The organism is Gordonia sp. YY1 (genome assembly GCF_009872315.1).
GTDB lineage: Bacteria > Actinomycetota > Actinomycetes > Mycobacteriales > Mycobacteriaceae > Gordonia > Gordonia amicalis.
On the sequence record NZ_WXYI01000001.1, the window covers coordinates 144,057 to 164,139 of the forward strand.

Annotated in this window: 16 protein-coding genes; 10 read left to right on the top strand and 6 right to left on the bottom strand. The window is 66.6% G+C overall.

The annotated features are described in order from the left end of the window. Positions 1 to 8: 8 nt before the first annotated feature. Positions 9 to 1,301 (top strand): MFS transporter, encoded by a 1,293-nt coding sequence (locus BPODLACK_RS00685; RefSeq protein ID WP_024500154.1) that lies wholly within the window; start codon positions 9 to 11, stop codon positions 1,299 to 1,301. 7 nt (positions 1,302 to 1,308) lie between these two features. Here the strand turns inward: BPODLACK_RS00685 and BPODLACK_RS00690 are convergent, their stop codons facing one another. Next, positions 1,309 to 1,560 carry a hypothetical protein gene (locus BPODLACK_RS00690; RefSeq protein WP_024500155.1) on the bottom strand — a complete coding sequence of 84 codons (252 nt, stop codon included), beginning with the start codon at positions 1,558 to 1,560 and terminating at the stop codon, positions 1,309 to 1,311. A 280-nt stretch (positions 1,561 to 1,840) separates the two neighbouring features. Here BPODLACK_RS00690 and BPODLACK_RS00695 point away from each other — a divergent pair, with 280 nt between their 5' ends. Continuing rightward, positions 1,841 to 3,319, top strand: coding sequence for an LVIVD repeat-containing protein (locus BPODLACK_RS00695; protein WP_024500156.1), 1,479 nt, complete (start codon positions 1,841 to 1,843; stop codon positions 3,317 to 3,319). Continuing rightward, on the top strand, positions 3,316 to 4,008 hold the full coding sequence (locus BPODLACK_RS00700) for a DUF305 domain-containing protein (protein ID WP_024500157.1): 693 nt from the start codon (positions 3,316 to 3,318) through the stop codon (positions 4,006 to 4,008). Before BPODLACK_RS00695 ends, BPODLACK_RS00700 begins: the two co-directional genes overlap by 4 nt. 28 nt (positions 4,009 to 4,036) lie before the next feature. Here the strand turns inward: BPODLACK_RS00700 and BPODLACK_RS00705 are convergent, their stop codons facing one another. From BPODLACK_RS00705 to BPODLACK_RS00720, 4 genes are all read right to left on the bottom strand, one after another. Further along, positions 4,037 to 4,534: an HNH endonuclease gene (locus BPODLACK_RS00705; protein ID WP_024500158.1), complete on the bottom strand. Its 498-nt coding sequence runs from the start codon at positions 4,532 to 4,534 to the stop codon at positions 4,037 to 4,039. 317 nt (positions 4,535 to 4,851) lie between these two features. Further along, positions 4,852 to 5,718, bottom strand: coding sequence for an enoyl-CoA hydratase-related protein (locus tag BPODLACK_RS00710; RefSeq protein ID WP_024500159.1), 867 nt, complete (start codon positions 5,716 to 5,718; stop codon positions 4,852 to 4,854). A gap of 106 nt (positions 5,719 to 5,824) precedes the next feature. Next, a complete protein-coding gene (locus BPODLACK_RS00715; protein WP_024500160.1) occupies positions 5,825 to 8,371 on the bottom strand; it encodes an ATP-dependent Clp protease ATP-binding subunit in 2,547 nt (848 codons plus the stop codon). Positions 8,372 to 8,656: 285 nt separating this feature from the next. Then, positions 8,657 to 9,415: a VOC family protein gene (locus BPODLACK_RS00720; protein ID WP_024500161.1), complete on the bottom strand. Its 759-nt coding sequence runs from the start codon at positions 9,413 to 9,415 to the stop codon at positions 8,657 to 8,659. A 99-nt stretch (positions 9,416 to 9,514) separates the two neighbouring features. Here BPODLACK_RS00720 and betT point away from each other — a divergent pair, with 99 nt between their 5' ends. The 3 genes from betT to BPODLACK_RS00735 are packed head-to-tail and all read left to right on the top strand — an operon-like array spanning position 9,515 to position 14,807. Further along, positions 9,515 to 11,722: a choline BCCT transporter BetT gene (betT, locus tag BPODLACK_RS00725; RefSeq protein WP_159404496.1), complete on the top strand. Its 2,208-nt coding sequence runs from the start codon at positions 9,515 to 9,517 to the stop codon at positions 11,720 to 11,722. Continuing rightward, complete coding sequence (locus BPODLACK_RS00730) at positions 11,719 to 13,233, top strand: aldehyde dehydrogenase family protein (RefSeq protein WP_159404497.1); 1,515 nt, start codon at positions 11,719 to 11,721, stop codon at positions 13,231 to 13,233. The genes betT and BPODLACK_RS00730 overlap by 4 nt, the downstream gene beginning before the upstream one ends. Beyond that, positions 13,230 to 14,807, top strand: coding sequence for a GMC family oxidoreductase (locus tag BPODLACK_RS00735; RefSeq protein ID WP_159404498.1), 1,578 nt, complete (start codon positions 13,230 to 13,232; stop codon positions 14,805 to 14,807). The genes BPODLACK_RS00730 and BPODLACK_RS00735 overlap by 4 nt, the downstream gene beginning before the upstream one ends. Here BPODLACK_RS00735 and BPODLACK_RS00740 read toward each other — a convergent pair. After that, positions 14,804 to 15,406 carry a TetR/AcrR family transcriptional regulator gene (locus tag BPODLACK_RS00740; RefSeq protein ID WP_159404499.1) on the bottom strand — a complete coding sequence of 201 codons (603 nt, stop codon included), beginning with the start codon at positions 15,404 to 15,406 and terminating at the stop codon, positions 14,804 to 14,806. The two genes, BPODLACK_RS00735 and BPODLACK_RS00740, sit on opposite strands and share 4 nt — an antisense overlap. A 69-nt stretch (positions 15,407 to 15,475) precedes the next feature. On the opposite strand from BPODLACK_RS00740, the gene BPODLACK_RS00745 reads away from it, so the two are divergent. From BPODLACK_RS00745 to BPODLACK_RS00760, 4 genes are all read left to right on the top strand, one after another. Then, entirely contained in the window at positions 15,476 to 16,363 is an 888-nt protein-coding gene (locus BPODLACK_RS00745) for an alpha/beta fold hydrolase (protein WP_159404500.1), read from the top strand. A 40-nt stretch (positions 16,364 to 16,403) separates the two neighbouring features. Further along, positions 16,404 to 16,937, top strand: a complete 534-nt coding sequence (locus BPODLACK_RS00750; RefSeq protein WP_201450578.1) for an RNA polymerase sigma factor — start codon at positions 16,404 to 16,406, stop codon at positions 16,935 to 16,937. After that, positions 16,934 to 18,259, top strand: a complete 1,326-nt coding sequence (locus BPODLACK_RS00755) for a VOC family protein (RefSeq protein ID WP_096273047.1) — start codon at positions 16,934 to 16,936, stop codon at positions 18,257 to 18,259. The genes BPODLACK_RS00750 and BPODLACK_RS00755 overlap by 4 nt, the downstream gene beginning before the upstream one ends. A gap of 227 nt (positions 18,260 to 18,486) precedes the next feature. Beyond that, positions 18,487 to 20,043: an HNH endonuclease signature motif containing protein gene (locus BPODLACK_RS00760; RefSeq protein ID WP_096273045.1), complete on the top strand. Its 1,557-nt coding sequence runs from the start codon at positions 18,487 to 18,489 to the stop codon at positions 20,041 to 20,043. Positions 20,044 to 20,083: the final 40 nt, after the last annotated feature.

Sequence of the window (20,083 nt, forward strand, 5' to 3'; positions counted from 1 at the left end):
GGATGTCGATGACCGACGACCGCGCTCCCGAGATCAGCGACCGCGACTCGTCGGACTCATCAGAATCATCTGATTCACGCGACAGCGTTTTCGCTTCGCTGCACATCTCCAATTACCGGATCTTCTTCGCCGGCATGTCCGTGTCGATGACCGGCTCCTGGATGCAGGCGACCGCCCAGGCCTGGCTGGTGCTGACGTTGAGTGGATCGGCGTCGGTCCTCGGCCTGATCGTCGCGCTGCAGGCTCTGCCGGTTCTCCTGATCGGACCCTATGCCGGTGTCATCGCCGACCGCGTCGACCGTCGGCGATTGCTGACGGTCCTCCAGGCGATGATGGGCCTGCTGGCAGCGGTGCTCGCCGCACTCACGCTCGCCGGGGTGGTGGCGGTGTGGCACGTCGCGATCCTCGCGGTGCTGCTCGGCCTCGGACACGCCTTCGAACAGCCAGCGCGGCAGGCATTCATTCATCAGATCGTCGGGAAATCGCTGATCCGCAACGCGGTCACGTTGAACTCGGTGATGGTCAACGCCGCTCGCGCGGTCGGTCCGGCCGTCGCCGGCGTCATCCTCACACTCGTCGGTGCGGGTTGGTGTTTCGCGATCAACGCGGTCAGTTTCCTGGCGGTGGTCGTCTCGCTCATCGCGCTCGACGGCACGAAGATCACCCAGGAGACCCCCGTCCCCCGCGCGAAAGGACAGCTGCGCGAGGGCATCCGCTATGTCCGCGGCATCCCGTCGCTGTGGATTCCCCTCGCCACCATGGCCCTGGTCGGCACCCTGGCATACAACTTCCCGGTCACCCTGACGGCTGCCGCCGACTTCGTCTTCGACGGTGGGCCACAGGCTCTCGGTTTCATGACGTCGGCCATGGGGGTCGGCGCGGTCGTCGGGGGGCTCGTCGTCGCGGCGCGCGGCACCATCGGACTGCGGCCGCTCACGCTGGCCGCGTTCGGATTCGGCATCACGATCGCCGCGGCGGCGCTGGCACCGGACCTGATCACCGCCATCTGCGCGCTGTTCCTGGTGGGTTGGCTCAGCGTGACGTTCATGTCGACCGGCAACGCCACTCTCCAGCTCAACTCCGAACCCCGGATGCGAGGACGGGTCATGGCGCTGTGGTCGGTGGCTTTCATGGGGTCGACGCCGATCGGCGGTCCGCTCATCGGCGCGATCATCGAGGCCACCAATCCGCGGGTGGGGTTGGGTGTCGGCGCGGCCGCATGCCTGGCCGCCGCATTCCTCGCCTTCGTCGCCGACCGGAGGAGCCGATCGCGGGTGGGGCCCGAACCCGCCATCGACTGAGCCTGGTTCAGACGGCGTCGCTTCCGTCGATGCTGCCGAAGTCGCAGACCTCGACGTTGCCCTGATCGTCGACCGCGGTATCGAAGATTCCGTCGCAGTCGGTGTCGGCGACCGCGATGTCGGTGTAGCCGTCACCGTCGCTGTCGGCCTCGATCAGGTCGATCGCGCCGTCGTCGTTGGTGTCGTAGGCGATCGACTCGGCGTAGCCGTCATCGTCGGTGTCGACCACGATTCCGTCTGCGGGGATCTGGGTGCTCATGGTGTTCCTTTCGTCGTGCCCGCCGGTGCGGGCTGTCTGCTGCGTTCGTGTACTTGGAGCGGGAGCGGGTCGGGAATGTTCCCCGGCTGTCCCGGAGTCGTTCGGTCGGCCGACGTGCGTCTTTCGACGAATGTGCCCCGTCGTCTCACCACACCGGGTTAGCGTGACTCAGGTCACGATCGGAGGGGCGATGACGCCAGATCGATGGGGTATTCACACGATGCGGGGGCGACTGCACGGGGTCGCCTGCCTCGTCGCCGGGGCGCTGCTCGTGTCGACGATGCTGGTGTCCGCACCGGCGACCGCCGCGAACCACTGGTTCCCGGACATCTCCGAAAGCTCGGTACCGAAGGCCGATTGCGGTCCGGGCTCACGACCGGAGCCCGGCCTGCAGGGCGACGTCAGCGCCGAGGACCGGTTGTCCGGTCGCAGCATGCGTGGCTACCACTGCAACCTGACGAAACTCGGCAACGTGACCGGCGCGGGCGGCGGCATCGTGTCGGCGTCGTTCGAGCACTGCAGCTACACCGGAAGCCTGTTCCCCGGCAACAACTTCATGCCTCAGCCGGGCGTCCAGGTCATCGATGCCTCCGATCCCCGGAAGCCGCGAGTGGTTGGCTCGCTCACCGACACCGCGATGCGCGGTGGCACCTGGGAGACCCTGAAGGTCAACAAGAAGCGCAAGTTGCTCGCCGCGACCGGGGTTCCGCTTCTGTGGGGTGCCGGCTTCTTCGCGGTCTACGACATCTCCGACTGCACCCGTCCCAAGCTGCTCAACGCCCGCGGCGGCGGCATCGCCTACCCCACCCCGTTCACCTCACACGAGGGTGGCTGGTCGCCCGACGGCCGGACGTACTGGGCGTCGGGGGTCGCTCCGGGGCACCTGAGTGCAATCGACGTCTCCGACCCGCGCAATCCGCGGGTGATCTGGCAGGGTCTGCACAGCTTCCTGGGGCATGGTTTCGGCATCACGCCCGACGGCAACCGCATGTACCTGTCGAACATGGCGGGTGTCACGGTCCTCGACATCAGCGCCGTCCAACGGCGTGCACCCTACCCGCAGGTCCCGCATGTGGCCGCGTATCTGTGGCCCGACGGCCAGCTCAACCAGCACTCGATCCCGGTCACCTATCGGGGTACACCGCACATCATCACCGCCGATGAAGGCGGTTCGGGCGGCGTGAAGATCTTCGACGTCTCCCGGGTCAACACACCGCGGTACGCCGCACAACTCAAACTCGAGATCAACCTGCCCGAGCATCAGGACACCCAGTTCCGGTCGTCGATGGGCGGTTCGTTGTTCGGCAGCAACCCGCACTACTGCGCGGTCGACCGTCCGAAGGATCCGACGGCATTGGCCTGTGCGTGGGAGTCATCCGGCATCCGTGTGTTCGACATCCGCGACCTGTCCGCGATCAAGGAGATCGCCTACTACAACCCGCCGGCACAGAAGGGCGCCACCGCGCTCAGCCGGCCCAACTCGCCGCACGTGCTGGGCTCGATCATCGGCGCCCCGGGGATCGAATTCCTCAGCCTCGGAATGTCTCTCGCGAACGGGCGAGCCAAGCTGAACGACATGATCGGTCCGCGGATCGGCATGGTCGTGGGTGGTGACATGGCCACCGACTGGTGCTTCTCCCCGCCGGAGTTCCGCGGCAACAAGATCTTCACCACCTGCTCCGACGGCGGTTTCTACGCGCTCGAGTTGAGCAGCCGGGTCTACATCCCGCCGCCGGATCAGGATTCGTTCCTCGGATGACCGAACGGCACACCGACAGGCGCACCGGCATACAGCGACCCGCGTGGCCGCAGATCGCCGGACTGACCTCGCTGGCGGTACTGCTCGTGGCGATCGGAATCGTCGTGGGTTCGGTGTGGTCACCTGGTTCGCAGGACGACGTGACGACGATGAGTGCTGCCGACATCGGCTTCGCGCAGGACATGTCGGCGCACCACGATCAGGCACTGCTGATGGCCCGGACGATTCTCGCCGCCCCCGATGTGGACCCGACGATCCGCGGACTGGCCGACCAGCTCGTCGTCGCCCAGTCCGCGGAGAGCGCCACGATGCGCGGTTGGCTGCAGTTCTTCGGGCTGCCGCTCACCTCGGACTCGCCGATGTCATGGATGCCCCACGACGATTCGCATTCACACGGCCATCCGTCGGCGGCGACGCCCGACACCCCACCCATGCCGGGCATGGCGAGCACCGACGAACTCGGCCGACTCGCCACACTGCGTGGCGATGAGGCCGAGAAACTGTTCCTGCAGTTGATGATCCGTCACCACCGCGGCGGTCTCGACATGGCTCAGGCTGCGTACAACGACGACCGTTCCGCACCGGCGACAAAGCAACTCGCCCTGAACATGCTCGGCGACCAGGGCAACGAAATCGGTCAGATGTCGATGCTCCTGAAGGAACGCGGCGCCGAACCCCTGCCCACCTGAACCTTCTGGATTGAACCCCTCTGGGCCGTCAGTCGGTCTTGGGATGCAACGTGAACATCTCCCAGACCTCTTTCTGGTCCGCCGCCCACGGGTCGTAGACGAAGGGGGCGTGCCGCAACGCCATTCCCGCCTTCCGGGGCGTCCGGTCGGCCTTGAAACCGTTACAGGACTTGCACGCCGCGACCTGGTTGCCGAAAGTGCTGGGCCCTCCCTGGGATACCGGCAGGATGTGGTCCACCGTGTCGGCGGGACCGTCACAGTAGGCGCAGATCCACTGGTCACGACGAAGGATCGTCGCGTTGGAGGCGTAGGAATCCATCGTCTTGCCTGCGTACGGACGGTAGGCGTCCCGCTTGATCGCCACCACCTTGTGAATGGGCAGTGACACCGTCGGCGAATGGACCACGCGCACCAGGGGGGTGCCCTCGACGTTGCGCGCGACCTCGGTGGTCAGCAGGACGGCAGCGCGCCGCCAGGTGACGCGCGCGAGGATCTGTAATCCCGCATTCGTGACGAAGATGGTCATGGATACTCCTCGATGCGTGGGCGAGTGAGCGCGCCGACCATCGAGGTTCACGACCTCAGGAACTGGTGACGCTGGATGTGATTGGTCCGGACCGGGTTCGGGCTGGTAGCCCGTACCGGCAGCCGAGGTCGGTCATCCGCCACTCGCGAACGAACACCGCCATACCGATCGACATCTGCGCCACCTCCTTTCAGTTCTCTTCTGGTCTGCTGTCCGCCACGATAACCGCGGTCAGCGGAGCCTGCCACCGTTCAAGCCGTGTGTTCGCCGATGTTCACGTGCTGAACACAGTGTGTTCGCGGCCTGCCGGGCCGATCTCAGAAGATGTCGGGGAGGTCCTCCGACACCGTGTTCGGGTACGTCGCCGACCGCTTCTCCAGGAACGACATGACGCCCTCGTAGACGTCGCCGGACTGGCCGCGGTAGAAGATCGCCTTCGAATCGGCGTGATGGGCGTCGAGCGGGCTGGGCGCCCCGGCCATCCGCCACAACAGCTGGCGGGTCAGCGCGGCCGAGACGGGGGCGCTGCCCGCGGTCATCTCGCGCGCCACGGCGATCGCGGTCTCGAGGACCTTGTCCTTCGGCACGACCTGCTGGATCAGTCCGCGCTCGTGCGCCTCGTCGACCTGCACCATCTTGGCGCCGATCGTCCACTGCAGAGCGGTCGGCAGGCCGACGAGTCGCGGGAGGAACCAGCTCGACGCCGCCTCCGGAACGAGGCCGCGGGCGGCGAAGACGAAGCCGAATTTGGCATCTTCGGAAGCGATCCGGACGTCGGCGGGCAGGGTCATGGTGACGCCGACACCGGCCGACGGGCCGTTGATCGCGGCGACGATCGGCTTCAGCGAGGCGAACATGCGCAGCGTCAGTTTGCCGCCCTCGTCCGCCGGGACCTCGTCGCCGGCGACCTCCGAGGATGCGTCGAAGGTGGACCCGCCTTCCTCCAGGTCGGCGCCGGCGCAGAACGCCCGACCGGTACCGGTGAGCACCACGGCGCGCACGGAGTCGTCGGCGTCGGTCTCGTCGAATGCCGCTCGGAGCTCCTCGCCCATCTGCACCGTGAAGGCGTTGAGACGATCGGGGCGGTTGAGCCGGAAGATCGCGATGTCGCCGTCGCGCTCGACGGTGATGGTGGGTTCGGCCTGGGTGGCCTTCCGGCCGGCCTTTGATGTATCGCTCGTCACACGGGTGATGCTATCGAGAGCCGTCACCGACGATGCAGGCGGCCGATACAAAACGGCGGCGCCACCCTTTCGGGTGACGCCGCCGTCTGTGTCAGATCAGCTGAGGTCAGCTCGCGTCCGAACCGCCGTCGCCTGCCTTGGACAGCTCGACCGGTGCATCCGGAACCGCACGCGGCTTCTCCGAACCGGTGAAGGTGAACTTGGCGTCCTCGCCGTCGCCTTCGCCGTCCCAACCCTCGACGTCGACCAGGACGATCTGTCCGGGCGCGATGTCGCCGAACAGGATCTTCTCCGAGAGCTGGTCCTCGATCTCGCGCTGGATGGTGCGACGCAGCGGACGCGCACCGAGCACCGGATCGAAACCGCGCTTGGCCAGCAGCGACTTCGCGCGGTCGGTGACCTCGAGGGACATGTCCTTGTTCTTCAGCGCAGCTTCCACGCGCGTCAGCATGAGGTCGACCATCTGGATGATCTCGTCACGCGTGAGCTGGTGGAACACGACGATGTCGTCGATACGGTTGAGGAACTCGGGCCGGAAGTGCTTCTTGAGCTCGTCGTTGACCTTCTGCTTCATCCGCTCGTAGCCGGACTTGGTGTCGTCCTTCGACGAGAAGCCCATGCCCACGGCCTTGGAGATGTCGCTCGTACCGAGGTTCGAGGTGAAGATCAGCACGGTGTTCTTGAAGTCGACCGTACGACCCTGACCGTCGGTGAGACGGCCGTCCTCGAGGACCTGCAGCAGGGTGTTGTAGATCTCCGAGTGGGCCTTCTCGATCTCGTCGAACAGCACCACCGAGAACGGCTTGCGGCGCACCTTCTCGGTGAGCTGGCCGCCCTCCTCGTAACCGACGTAGCCGGGAGGGGCACCGAACAGACGCGACGCGGTGAACCGGTCGTGGAACTCGCCCATGTCGATCTGTATGAGCGCATCGTCCTCGCCGAACAGGAAGTTGGCCAGCGCCTTGGAGAGCTCGGTCTTACCGACACCGGACGGGCCGGCGAAGATGAACGAGCCCGACGGACGCTTCGGATCCTTCAGGCCGGCGCGGGTGCGTCGGATCGCCTTCGAGACCGCCTTGACGGCGTCCTCCTGGCCGATGATCCGCTTGTGCAGCTCCTCCTCCATGCGGAGCAGACGCGTGGTCTCCTCCTCGGTGAGCTTGAACACCGGGATACCGGTCCAGTTGCCCAGGACCTCGGCGATCTGCTCGTCGTCGACCTCGGCCACGACGTCCATGTCGCCGCTGCGCCACTGCTTCTCCCGCTCGGCACGCTCGGCGACCAGCTGCTTCTCCTTGTCGCGGAGGCTGGCGGCCTTCTCGAAGTCCTGCGCGTCGATCGCGCTCTCCTTCTCCTTGCGTGCGTCGGCGATGCGCTCGTCGAACTCGCGCAGGTCTGGCGGCGCGGTCATCCGGCGGATGCGCATGCGTGCACCGGCCTCGTCGATGAGGTCGATCGCCTTGTCCGGCAGGAACCGGTCGTTGATGTAGCGATCGGCCAGCGTGGCGGCGGCGACGAGCGCACCGTCGGTGATCGAGACGCGGTGATGCGACTCGTAGCGGTCACGCAAACCCTTGAGGATCTCGATCGTGTGCTCGACCGACGGCTCGCCGACCTGGACCGGCTGGAAGCGACGCTCGAGAGCGGCGTCCTTCTCGATGTACTTGCGGTACTCGTCGAGGGTCGTCGCACCGATGGTCTGCAGCTCGCCGCGGGCCAGCTTCGGCTTGAGGATGCTGGCGGCGTCGATCGCACCCTCGGCGGCACCTGCGCCGACGAGCGTGTGCAGCTCGTCGATGAACAGGATGATGTCGCCGCGGGTGTTGATCTCCTTGAGGACCTTCTTCAGGCGTTCCTCGAAGTCACCGCGGTAGCGGCTGCCCGCGACCAGCGAACCGAGGTCGAGGGTGTAGAGCTGCTTGTCCTTGAGCGTCTCGGGGACCTGGCCGTTGACGATTGCCTGCGCGAGGCCCTCGACGACGGCGGTCTTGCCGACGCCGGGCTCGCCGATGAGAACAGGGTTGTTCTTGGTGCGGCGGCTCAGGACCTGCATGACCCGCTCGATTTCCTTTTCCCGGCCGATGACCGGGTCGAGTTTGCCCTCGGCGGCGGCAGCGGTCAGGTTGCGACCGAACTGGTCGAGGACCAGCGAGGTGGACGGGGTGCCGGACTCGCTGCTGCGACCGCCGGTGCCCGCCTCCTGCGGTTCCTTGCCCTGGTAGCCGCTCAGGAGCTGGATGACCTGCTGGCGGACCCGGTTGAGGTCGGCGCCGAGCTTGACCAGGACCTGCGCGGCGACACCCTCACCCTCGCGGATGAGGCCGAGCAGGATGTGCTCGGTACCGATGTAGTTGTGGCCGAGCTGCAGGGCCTCGCGCAGCGAGAGCTCCAGCACCTTCTTGGCACGCGGGGTGAACGGGATGTGCCCGGACGGCGCCTGCTGGCCCTGGCCGATGATCTCCTCGACCTGACTGCGGACACCTTCCAGAGAGATCCCGAGCGACTCGAGCGCCTTGGCAGCCACGCCCTCGCCCTCGTGGATGAGGCCGAGGAGGATGTGCTCGGTACCGATGTAATTGTGGTTGAGCATCCGCGCTTCTTCTTGGGCCAGAACCACAACCCGTCGCGCGCGGTCGGTGAACCGTTCGAACATTGTTCTCCCTCACATTGCTAGCGCCCCGGCCGCCGCGAGAACCACCTCGTGTGTCCGGTCGGGACAACGCGGTGCGGGTAGGCGACGACCAGCCTGCTTCTACTCTAGAGGTCGTCTCGGGTGTACCTGCAGTTAACGCCCGTGCAGACTGCACGGATTGACCGCGACGGCGGGGATGTGCACTGTACAACTGCGCAGGCCGGGGCGGTGTTCCCGGTCCGCTACGCCGAGAGCGAACGGGCCGCCGGATCACCCGATATCACCCGATATGAGGAAGAACCGGGCTCAGACCGACAAGACCGAGAGAATATTGCCCGACGGGTCGGTGAACCAGGCGATGTCCGGCTCCCCGTCACCACCCCGCACGATGCCCCGCTCGTCGTGCTCGAAACCGTCGTAGCGCAGGATCTCGACCCCCTTGCCGACGAGGTCGTCGACCGTCTTCGCGAGGTCGTCGACGGCGATGTTCAGCACGGTGAACCCCCCCGACCGGTGATCGTCCTTCGGGTACACCATCACCGTCGTCTGACGGCTCACCCGGACACCGGCCACACCCATCGGATAGCGCAGCACCCGCATTCCGAGGACGTCCCGATAGAAGCGCTCGGCCTCGTCGAGGTCGCGGACCGCGAAAGTGCTGCACGTCGACGCGGGCGGCCCCAGCGCGATCTCCTCCGCGTCGGAGAACCAGACGATCTGGATCCAGTTGCCGTCGGGATCGGTGGCCGTCCCGAGGAAGTTGCCGTCGCGTTCCTCGAGGGGACTGATCCACTCGGCGCCGAGCGAGTCCAGGCGCGCAGCGGTCGCGCGCGGGTCGTCGACCTCCACGTTCAGGATCGAGCGGGCGCCGTCGCCGTTGGGGCCGGACACATCGTCGCGTTTGTCGAACATGAGGTAGAAGCCGTCGAGTTCGACGACGTCGTAGCCGGGCCCGCCGTCGCCGGTGGACTCGACCTTCGCCTCGAACGCCGTCGCGTACCAGTGCGCGAGTCGTGCGGGGTCGTCGCTGGACAGGAGCATTGAGCCGATCGTTGCGGTTGCCATACCAATCCTGACCGGACGAGGGCGCCGAATTCATCGGTCACGACCGAGTCGGGCAATTCACCCGACCGCCCCGATCAGGAGAGGCTAGCGTCACAGGTCATGAGTGCCGGCGAAAGACCTGCAGTCCCGTCCACTCCCGCCTCCCCGGACACCGGGGAACCGTCACGACGTCCGAGTTCGGTCAACCTGACCGTCTTCGTCGCGTCGGCCGCCATCGTGCTCGCCTTCGCGATCTGGGCGCTGGCCGCACCGGCTGCGGCGGAGACCGTCATCAACGACGTCCGCGATTTCATCACCCGCTGGTTCGGCTGGTGGTACTTCATCCTCGCCACCGCGATCGTCGGTCTCGTCGTGTTCCTCGGTGTCAGCAAGTACGGGCGGTACCGCCTCGGGCCGGAAGAGTCCCGTCCCGAGTACAGCTTGTTCACCTGGACGTCGATGCTGTTCGCCGCAGGCATCGGTATCGACCTGATGTTCTTCTCGGTCGCCGAGCCGGTCACCCATTTCCTCACCCCGCCGACCGGCGTCCCGGAGAGCAACTTCGCGGCACGGGAAGCCGTGACGTGGACGGTCTTCCACTACGGGATCACCGGCTGGGCGATGTACGCGCTGATGGGCGGTGCCCTGGCCTATTTCGCGTTCCGGCACAACCTGCCGCTGACCATCCGCGCGGCCCTGTACCCGATCTTCGGCAAGCGCGTCGAGGGACGATGGGGCGACGCGATCGACGTCGCGGCCGTGCTCGGCACCATCTTCGGCATCGCGACCTCGCTGGGAATCGGCGTCGTACAGCTCAACTTCGGCCTCAACGAGATCTTCGGCATCGAGCAGGGCAAGGCCGCCCAGATCGGGCTCATCGCCCTGTCGGTGGTCATCGCCACCGCATCGGCGACGTCCGGTGTGGACAAGGGTATTCGGCGGTTGTCCGAGATCAACGTGATCCTCGCGATCGTGATGCTCGTCTACATCACGGTCGCCAAGGACGCGGGCTTCCTGCTCAACGGTCTGGTCCAGAACGCGGGCGACTACGTGTCGACGTTCGCCGACCGCACCCTCGACACCTTCGCGTGGGATCAGGTGAATCCCGCGCCGGGACAGGACGCTCGGGCCTTCGTCGACGGCTGGACGCTGTTCTTCTGGGCCTGGTGGGTGGCCTGGGCGCCGTTCGTGGGACTGTTCCTGGCGCGTATCTCCCGCGGACGGACGTTGCGGCAGTTCATCTTCGGCGTCCTCGTGGTCCCGTTCAGCTTCATCCTCATCTGGATCTCGATCTTCGGGAACAGCGCCCTGGCTGTCGCCCGCGGTGATCAGGAGTTCGCCGAGACCACCGCCTCGACCCCGGAGGCCGGCTTCTACTCGCTGCTCGAGCAGTACCCGGGGGCAACGCTGCTGATCGGTGTCGCGACCATCACCGGCCTGCTGTTCTATGTGACCAGCGCCGACTCGGGTTCGCTGGTGATGGGCAACTTCACCAGCCGCCTCACCGACCCGATGGCCGATTGCCAACGCTCCCTTCGCATCTTCTGGTCGGTCGCCATCGGCCTGCTGACCCTGTCGATGCTGTTCGCCGGAGGTGGCGACGGATCGATCCTGACCTTGCAGGCCGCGACCGTCATCATGGGCCTGCCCTTCTCCTTCGTCCTCGGCCTGATCGGGGTGTCACTACTGCGTGCGGTACGCAACGAGTCGTACAAACTCGACAGCTTCCGTACGACGCTGCCGAAGGTGATCGCGGTCGGACGCGGGCCGACCGAACACGGCAGCTGGCGACAACGCCTGGTCGGAACACTCCGGTTCCCCGGTCGGGTCGCCACCCGCAGGTACATCACGGCGACGGTTGTCCCGGCGATGCACGAGGTCGCGGAACAGTTCGGTCGGGAGGGCGTCACGGCGACGGTCGACGAGTCGGAGGTCAACGAGGGTTTGCCGTCGCCTCGCCTCATCGTCGAACTCGCCGACGTCCCGGCCTTCGAGTACTGCGTGTGGCCGGTGTCCGCACCGACGCCCACGTATGCGGTTCGCAGCCAGCGTTCCGACGACCGGTACTTCCGGTGCGAGGTATACCTGACCGAGGGTTCACAGGGATATTCGTTGTCGGGGTACAACCGTGAACAGATCATCGGCGACATTCTCGATCAGTACGAACGACATCTGGGTTATCTCCATCTACGTGACTCGGCCGCCGATCACCACGACCCTGCCGCCGACCTCCCGGACACCGTCGCCGGCACCGGATTCCCGAACGCCGGTACGGTCGCAGAGGCGGACATACCCGACAGCGATCCGGAAGGAGCGCCTGCTCCATGAGCGAGACTCTCTACATCGACGGCCGGTGGTGCGCCGCGAGATCCGGCAAGACCCGCGAGATACGCTGCCCGGCCGACAATTCCATGGTGGGTGTGGTCGCCGAGGCGTCCGCGGACGACACCGAGGCGGCGATCGCAGCTGCCCGGCGCGCCTTCGATATCGGGGAGTGGAGCGCCACCCCGGCCGCCGAGCGGGGCGATCTCCTCCTCCGCGTCGCCGATCAGATCGATGCGCGCCGAGACGAATTCGTCCGAGCCGAGACCCTCGACACGGGCAAACGTCCGTATGAGTCGGATATCGACATGACCGACATCGCCAACTGCTTCCGGTATTTCGGAAAGCTGGCCGCGCAGGACGCCGGTCGTGTCGTCGACACCGGGTCGCCCGATGCCGATTCGCGGATCGTCTACGAACCGGTCGGCGTCTGCGGCCTCATCACGCCGTGGAACTATCCGCTGCTGCAGGCGGCGTGGAAGGTGGCGCCCGCCCTGGCGGCCGGCAACACCTTCGTCCTCAAACCCGCCGAGCTGACGCCGCACACCTCGATCCTCCTGCTGGAAGTGCTTGACGGCCTCGGCCTTCCGGCCGGGGTTGCGAACCTCGTACTCGGCGCCGGAGCGGATGCGGGAGCGCCGCTGTCGTCGCATCCCGACGTCGACCTGGTCTCCTTCACCGGCGGACTGGTGACGGGGCGGGTCATCGCGCGCGAGGCCGCGGCGACGGTGAAGAAGGTGGCCCTCGAACTCGGCGGCAAGAACCCGAACGTCGTGTTCGCGGACGCCTGCGCCACCGACGATCTGCTCGCCGCCGCGGTGGACAACGCACTCAACGCGGCGTTCTTGCACTCGGGTCAGGTGTGTTCCGCGGGCGCACGACTCGTCGTCGAGGAGTCGGCGCACGACCGGTTCGTCGACGAACTGGTCCGGCGCGCCGAGCAGATCCGTCTGGGACTGCCGTACTCCGAGGGCACCGAGACCGGACCGCTGATCTCCGAGGCGCATCGCGACAAGGTGCACGCCTACGTCGAACAGGCCCGAGCCGACGGCGCGATCATCCGCACCGGCGGCGCCTTCGCGACCGGCGACCAGGGGTCGGGCAGCCTCGACGACGGCTGGTTCTACCTGCCCACCGTCATCGACGGCGCCGACCGTTCGATGGCCTGTGTGCACGACGAGGCCTTCGGCCCCACCGTGACCGTCGAGACCTTCACCACCGAGGACGAGGCGGTGAGGTTGGCCAACGACACCGTCTACGGTCTCGCCGGGGCGGTGTGGTCGGCCGACGCCGCCCGCGCCCGCCGCATCGCCGGACGCATACGGGCAGGAACGGTGTGGGTCAACGACTTCGGCCCCTACCTACCCGAGGCGGAGTGGGGCGGCTACGGCCAGTCCGGCTTCGGACGTGAGCTCGGACCGTCGGGTCTGGCCGAGTACCGCAAGGCCAAGCACGTCTACGAGAATCTCCGGCCGGGTGTGACCGGCTGGTTCGAGAACCGGAAGGGGCCGCAGTGAGCGAGTCGCACGGCACGGAGACCTACGACTACGTGGTCGTCGGCGGCGGTTCGGCGGGCGCCGCGGTGGCGTCCCGGTTGTCCGAGGACCCGTCGGTCACGGTGTGCCTGCTGGAAGCCGGCCCGTCCGATGTCGGGGACGACGCGATCCTGCGACTCGACCGTTGGATGGAGCTGCTCGAATCCGGGTACGACTGGGACTATCCCATCGAGCCGCAGCGCAACGGCAACGACTTCATGCGGCACGCCCGCGCAAAGGTGCTGGGCGGCTGCAGTTCCCACAACAGCTGCATCGCGTTCTGGGCACCGCGAGAGGACCTCGACTCCTGGGAGCGCGACTTCGGTTGTGCAGGCTGGGGTTCGGAGGAGCTGTATCGACTCTTCCCTCGGATCGAGACCAACGACGCCCCCGGCGACCATCACGGCCGCAGCGGACCCGTCCACATCATGACGGTGCCGCCGAACGACCCGTGCGGTGTCGCCGTGCTCGATGCCTGTGAGGCCGTCGGCATCCCGCGGACCGAGTTCAACAGCGGGAAGACGGTCGTCAACGGCGCCAACTTTTTTCAGATCAACCGACGTCCCGACGGAATCAGGGCGTCGTCGTCGGTGAGTTATCTGCACCCGCACCTCGATCGGCCGAATCTCACGATCCGTACCGGATCCTGGGCCAAGCGGATCGTCATCGAGAAGATCGACGGCGAGCTCCGGGCCGTCGGCGTCGACATCACCGACAACGCGTTCGGCCGGACGACCAGGATCGACGCCGGACGCGAGGTGATCGTGTCGGCGGGGGCCATCGACACCCCGAAACTGCTGATGCTCTCGGGGATCGGGCCGGCCGATGATCTTCGTCAGCACGAACTCGACGTCTTCGTCGACTCCCCCGGCGTCGGCGAACACCTCCAGGACCATCCCGAGGGCGTCATCGGATTCGAGACGAAAAAGCCCATGACACAGGAGTCGACCCAGTGGTGGGAGGCCGGCATCTTCACGACCGTCGACGATGATCTGGATCGGCCGGACCTCATGATGCATTACGGCAGCGTGCCCTTCGACATGCACACCCTGCGCCAGGGGTACCCGACCAGTGAGAACACCTTCTGCCTCACCCCGAATGTCACCCATGCGCGATCGCGGGGCACGGTGAAGCTGCGCTCCCGTGATTTCCGGGACAAGCCGCGCGTCGACCCGCGGTACTTCACCGACCCCGAGGGTTACGACATGCGGATCATGACCGCAGGCCTGCGCAAGGCGCGCGAGATCGCTTCCGCCGCACCGCTGCGAGAATGGGTTGCGCGCGAACTGTATCCGGGACCGGACACCACCGGTGACGAGGAACTGGCCGACTACATCCGTCGCACCCACAACACCGTCTACCACCCGGTGGGCACGGTACGGATGGGACCGCCGGACGACGAGATGTCGCCGCTCGACCCCGAACTGCGGGTCAAGGGCGTGGCGGGCCTGCGCGTCGCCGACGCGTCGGTCTTCCCCGAGCACACCACGGTGAACCCGAACCTGACCGTGATGCTCGTCGGGGAACGGTGTGCCGAGCTGGTGGCCGGCAGCTAGGTCCGGAACGAGTCGACGATGCGGTCGAGGACCGCGGCGACCTCCGCGGTCGCTGCGTCCCGGTCCTGCGCCGCAGCGACGTACAGGGCGGCCTCGTCGAGCGCACCGATCGCGACGTGGGCGAGGGGTCGGGTCGGCTGATCGACGGCCTGACCGGCCGCGATCGCGGCCTGGATCAACCCCTCGACGAGGGCGAAACCGAACTCTTCACCTCGCGCGCGCCATTGCGCCCAGCCGAGGACGGACGGTGCCTCGACGAGGGTGATCCGGTGTACCGAGGGCTCGGTGCAGAGTTCGAGGAAGAGCCGCATGCCCGTCTTGAGCGCGACGATCGGGTCCTCGGCGGCGAGAGCGCCGGCGGCTTCGGCGATCTGGGCGACCACATCCTGTTCCACCGCGTCGTAGACGGCCGTGAACAGGCCCTTCTTGTCTCCGAACTGGTGGTAGAGCGCACCACGGGTCACGCCCGCCGCGTCGACGATCTCCTGGGTGCCCACGTCGGCGAAACCGCGTTCACCGAAGAGCTTGCGACCTGCGGCGATGAGCGCCGCGCGGGTGGCCGCGGTGCGTTCGGCCTGGGTCCGACGGTTGACTTTCATACAGTCTGCACGTAACTTTCGTACTCAGTGTTCGTATGTTATCCGAGTCTACGAGAAGCGGACCTCGCCATGGCAAACATGCTGCCGACCGTCGAACTCCCGTCCGGTGTGATCGAGTACGCCACGTACGGACCCACCGACACCACACTTCCGCCGATCGTCTTCATGCACGGCGCCGTCGTCGACCATCGCCTGTGGGAACCGGTGGCCGAGCTCCTCGCCGAACGCGGCCACCGTTGCTTCGTCCCGTTGATGCCGCTCGGTTCGCACCGGATCCCGTGGGGGCCGGACGCGGATCGTTCGCCGCGCGGGGCGAGCCGGCTGCTCCGCGAGTTCGTCGGACACTTCGACCTGTCGCCGGCGACCCTGGTGGCCAACGACACCGGCGGCGCGGTCACCCAGTTCGCGCTCGACGAGGATCCCCGCTTCGTGAGACGCGTCGTGTTCACCAACTGCGATGCCTTCGATCTGTTTCCGCCGCAACCGTTTCGGCTGTTCTTCGCATTGATGCGACACCGGTTGTTGCTGAAGCCCCTGGTCGATTCGATGCGGCTCAAGACCCTCCGGCATTCCCCGCTCGGCGTCGGCCTGCTGCTCAACGATCCCGACCCCGACGTCACCGCCTCCGTGTTCGTTCCCCTGCAAGACGACGTCCGCATCCGCGACGACTTCAGAGCGTTCCTGCGCGAGATCAGCCCAGCGGAGCTCGCCATCGTGACCGCCCGCATGTCGCGGGTCGACCTGCCCGTCCGCTTCGTGTGGGGCCGTGACGATCGGTGTTTCACCCTGGAACACGGCCGGCGGTTCGCCTCGGTCTTCACCGGAGCCGACGGCGAGGGTGCCCGGTTCGTCGAGATCGCCGACGCCCGAACGTTCGTGTCGCTGGACCAGCCGCATGCGGTGGCGGCGGAGATCGCGACGTTCACCGCGGAAGAGTCGGAGAAGAAACTTCGCTGAAGGGCGTCGGATTCCGGGCCCCCCGCACGACGATGAATACGTGAGCAGCGACCACTCCGATTCTTCCGGACCAGCGGGACTGCTGGCGGTGTACGACCAGGCACTGCCGGCGGTGTATGGATTCGTCGTCCGGCGCTGCGCGGATCGCCGAACCGCCGAGGACGTCACGTCGGAGACCTTCCTGGCCGCCATGGACTCCGTTCGCCGGCACCGGGGCACCGAACCGACGACTCCCTGGCTCATCGGGATCGCGCGGCACAAGCTCGCCGACCACTGGCGGCGTGCTCAACGCACACCGGAACCGGTCGACGACGTCCCCGACCACGGGGACGACCCGTGGGACACCGAACTCGACCGCATGGTCGCCCATCACACGCTGAGGCAACTGACGCCGATCCACCGCGCAGTCCTCACATTGCGCTACGTCGACGACCTACCGGTCGGCGAATGCGCGGAGATCCTCGGTCGCACGGTCGGTGCCACCGAGGCGCTTCTCACCCGCGCGAAGCGCGCCTTCCGCGCGGCCTACCCCGAAACACAACCCCAGAGCAGCGGGAGAGGAGGTCACGCATGAGCACCCGGAACAGCACACGCTTCGGTGAGGCACGGGATCCGCTGCACGTACTGCGCGCAGCCGACACTCCCGGCTTCGACGATCCCGTCGAACCCGACCGCGGTTTCGCCGCCTCGTTGCGCGACCGCCTCGAACGCGGGGCGAACCTACCGCAAGGAGTCATCATGGCCACCGCAACACAATTCGACGAACTGACCACCACCGATACCGCCATCACATCCGACGCGATCGTCGAACGCCCCGGCGCACTTCCCTACCTCACCGTGGCGGAGCCGCAGGCCGCCATCGACTGGTACATCGCCAATCTCGGCGCGCGGCTGCGTGGGCAGCCGATCGTCATGGACGACGGCGTCATCGGTCACGCCGAGCTCGAGATCGGCGGCGGTGTCATCTATCTCGCCGCCGAGTTCCCGGATCTGGGACTGCGGGCGCCTGCCCCCGGTCACGTGTCGGTGAGTCTGATGGTCGCGGTCGACGACACCGACACAGCCATCGCGACGACCGCCCGGGCCGGCGCCTCCGTCACCCGTGAACCCTACGAGGCGCACGGCACGCGGACCGGGGTCATCGTCGACCCGTTCGGTCACCGCTGGATGCTGACCGGACCGTCGAAGACACAGTTGTCCAACCGCATCCATCAGGGCGACATCGGCTACATGTCCCTGAACACCCCGGACGCCGCACGCGCGCGCCGGTTCTACGGCGAGGTCCTCGGTTGGGAGTTCGATCCCGAGGGGCGTCGTGTGACCAATATCGGTCACCGGCTGGGCATCTTCGAGACAGACGGCGACCCGACGGTGTTCTGCGCCTACGCCGTCGACGATCTCGAGGCGGCCCATGCGCGCATCGTCGCAGCCGGCGGACAGGGCGAATTCGGGTCGAGTCCCGACGGGCACCGGATCGTCGACGCCGTCGACGCCCAGGGCGTGCGATTCGCGGTGTACGCCACCGAACCCGGCGACGTGCGGCCTGCCCAACATCCCCGCGGCATCGGCGCGATGAGCTACCTGACCGTGCTCACGCCGGACAGCGCGCGCTACCGGGACTTCTACGGATCAGTGCTCGGCTGGACGTTCCACGGCGGTCGCATCGACGACGGCTGGGAGGTCGACGATGTACGACCCCAGGTCGGGATCGCCGGTGGCGCCGACACTTCCGTGGCGGTCCCGATGTGGGTGACCGACGATGTCGAGGGGGCGGTCGCACGTGTCCGCGCCGCTGGTGGCAGCGTCCTCGAGGAGCCCCGCACCGCTCCTTACGGCATCTCCGCGCGGTGCACCGACGACCAGGGAGCGCAGTTCTACCTCGGCCAGTTGTTCTGAGGGAGCCTGACTGTCAGACTTCATTTCGATGTTGCGACTTCGATCGAGGTCGCAACGTCGAGATGAAGTCTGGAAGTGGAAGGACCGATTCTCGCGTAACCCATTGCTGCACAACCTCTTGCCACCGCGCCTGTGGATGAGTATCTGTTCTTGTCGGTGGGGTGTTCTACCTTGGTTGGTGACAGATTCAGCCAACCAGGTTGGGCTGTAGACGTTGTGGGGGCAGCGTGTCAGACAAGTGGACCGATCTACCGGCCGAGTTCCTCGCCGGGGTCGATCCTGCCCACCCCGAATCGTCCGACACCGCAACACATATGACACGGATGCGGTCGATCCGCCACGGCGAGGCCTTCCTGGCCTGGTCTCGCTACCAGTCGATCGCCACCGTCTACGACCAACTCGTCCTCAACAGCACCGGCGGCTTTTTCATCGATCGCTACACCGAAATGGTCACCCGAGTGTGCCGCGAAGACGCCATCACCCGCTACCAGGCCGATCAGTGGGTCGGCGAAGCACTCGCGCTGCGCGAGCGGCTGCCGAAGGTGTTGACCACCCTGCGTGATGGCATCGTGTCGCGCGCACTGATCCAGACCGTCCTGTCCCGCACCGACCTGATCACCGACGACACGATCATGGCCGACCTCGACACCGAGATCGAACACATCCTGCGCAGCCGTAAGGGCGCCTGGTCGAAGCCGAAGCTCCGCGACATGGTCGATCGCCTGGTGTTCCGGCATGATCCCGATGCGGTGCGTGAGCGGCGTCGTGAAGCCGTGGACAAGCGCGGTATGTATACGGAGAATTTCGTCGACGGCACCGGTGAGATCACCGGCGTGATGGTCGCCGAGAACGTGCGCATCGCGGCGAAAGCCGTGAAAGCGTTGGCCGACACCGTCTGCGCCCATGATGGTCGCAACCGTAACCAGCGCAACTCTGATGCCATGTTCGCGTTGTTGACCGGCACCGCCTACGAATGCCAGTGCGGGCGTGAGGAGTGCGCCGCCGACATCCCCGACCCCGACGAGGTTGTCCGGTCGGTGAGCACCGAGGTCGTCATCCACGTCGTCACTGACGCCGCCACCCTCGCCGGCGCGCCCGGTATCGGCTGGGTGGACGGGCACGGTGTCGTCTCCGATGACCATGTCCGTGACCTCGCGCAGCGGCCCGACGCCACCATCAAACCTGTCACCCCGGTGCGCACGCCACCAGCCCGCGTAGTTGCCGAAGACGCTGCGTCGAAAGACGTCGTGATCGTCTACCCGGGTGCGCAACCGGCTGATCCGTACCGGCCGACCGCTGCTTGCGCCGATTTCGTGCGCGTGCGCGACGGCTACTGCACCGAACCCGGCTGCCCGAGCTCGTCATTCGACAGCGACCTCGACCACGTCACCGAGTACGACCGCACCAGCCCAACCCAGGGTGGGGCGACGTCGAGCGAGAACCTCAACGCCAAATGCCGGTTCGGGCATTTGCACAAAACCTTCGGCGACTGGATCGACACCCAGTGCCGCGACGACGACGGCCACCTGGTCACCGAATACCGCACCCCCGAAGGCTTCACCATCCCCGGTGACGCCGAAACCCTGGAAGACTTCTTCCCCAACCTGCGACGCATCCGCTACGAACAACCACCCCAGGCACCACCCACACCCAGAGTGATCACCGGGGACGACGCTCCCTCCACCGACAACCGGCTCGCGCGGAAACACGCACGCCGGAGGGCCGAACGTGCCCGCAACAAGAAACAACGCCTCACCGACCAGGCAGACCCGCCACCTTTCTGACCTGGACCGAGTTGCTCGTGCCTCACATGGTTCACTCTTA

What these genes read in the sequence shown, in the direction of transcription:
- BPODLACK_RS00685 (WP_024500154.1), top strand. Translation starts at nt 9, where the DNA reads ATGACCGACGACCGCGCTCCCGAGATCAGCGACCGCGACTCGTCGGAC.
- BPODLACK_RS00715 (WP_024500160.1), bottom strand. Translation starts at nt 8,371, where the DNA reads ATGTTCGAACGGTTCACCGACCGCGCGCGACGGGTTGTGGTTCTGGCC.
- BPODLACK_RS00705 (WP_024500158.1), bottom strand. Translation starts at nt 4,534, where the DNA reads ATGACCATCTTCGTCACGAATGCGGGATTACAGATCCTCGCGCGCGTC.
- BPODLACK_RS00755 (WP_096273047.1), top strand. Translation starts at nt 16,934, where the DNA reads ATGAGCACCCGGAACAGCACACGCTTCGGTGAGGCACGGGATCCGCTG.
- betT (WP_159404496.1), top strand. Translation starts at nt 9,515, where the DNA reads ATGAGTGCCGGCGAAAGACCTGCAGTCCCGTCCACTCCCGCCTCCCCG.
- BPODLACK_RS00730 (WP_159404497.1), top strand. Translation starts at nt 11,719, where the DNA reads ATGAGCGAGACTCTCTACATCGACGGCCGGTGGTGCGCCGCGAGATCC.
- BPODLACK_RS00720 (WP_024500161.1), bottom strand. Translation starts at nt 9,415, where the DNA reads ATGGCAACCGCAACGATCGGCTCAATGCTCCTGTCCAGCGACGACCCC.
- BPODLACK_RS00700 (WP_024500157.1), top strand. Translation starts at nt 3,316, where the DNA reads ATGACCGAACGGCACACCGACAGGCGCACCGGCATACAGCGACCCGCG.
- BPODLACK_RS00695 (WP_024500156.1), top strand. Translation starts at nt 1,841, where the DNA reads ATGCTGGTGTCCGCACCGGCGACCGCCGCGAACCACTGGTTCCCGGAC.
- BPODLACK_RS00740 (WP_159404499.1), bottom strand. Translation starts at nt 15,406, where the DNA reads ATGAAAGTCAACCGTCGGACCCAGGCCGAACGCACCGCGGCCACCCGC.
- BPODLACK_RS00690 (WP_024500155.1), bottom strand. Translation starts at nt 1,560, where the DNA reads ATGAGCACCCAGATCCCCGCAGACGGAATCGTGGTCGACACCGACGAT.
- BPODLACK_RS00745 (WP_159404500.1), top strand. Translation starts at nt 15,476, where the DNA reads ATGGCAAACATGCTGCCGACCGTCGAACTCCCGTCCGGTGTGATCGAG.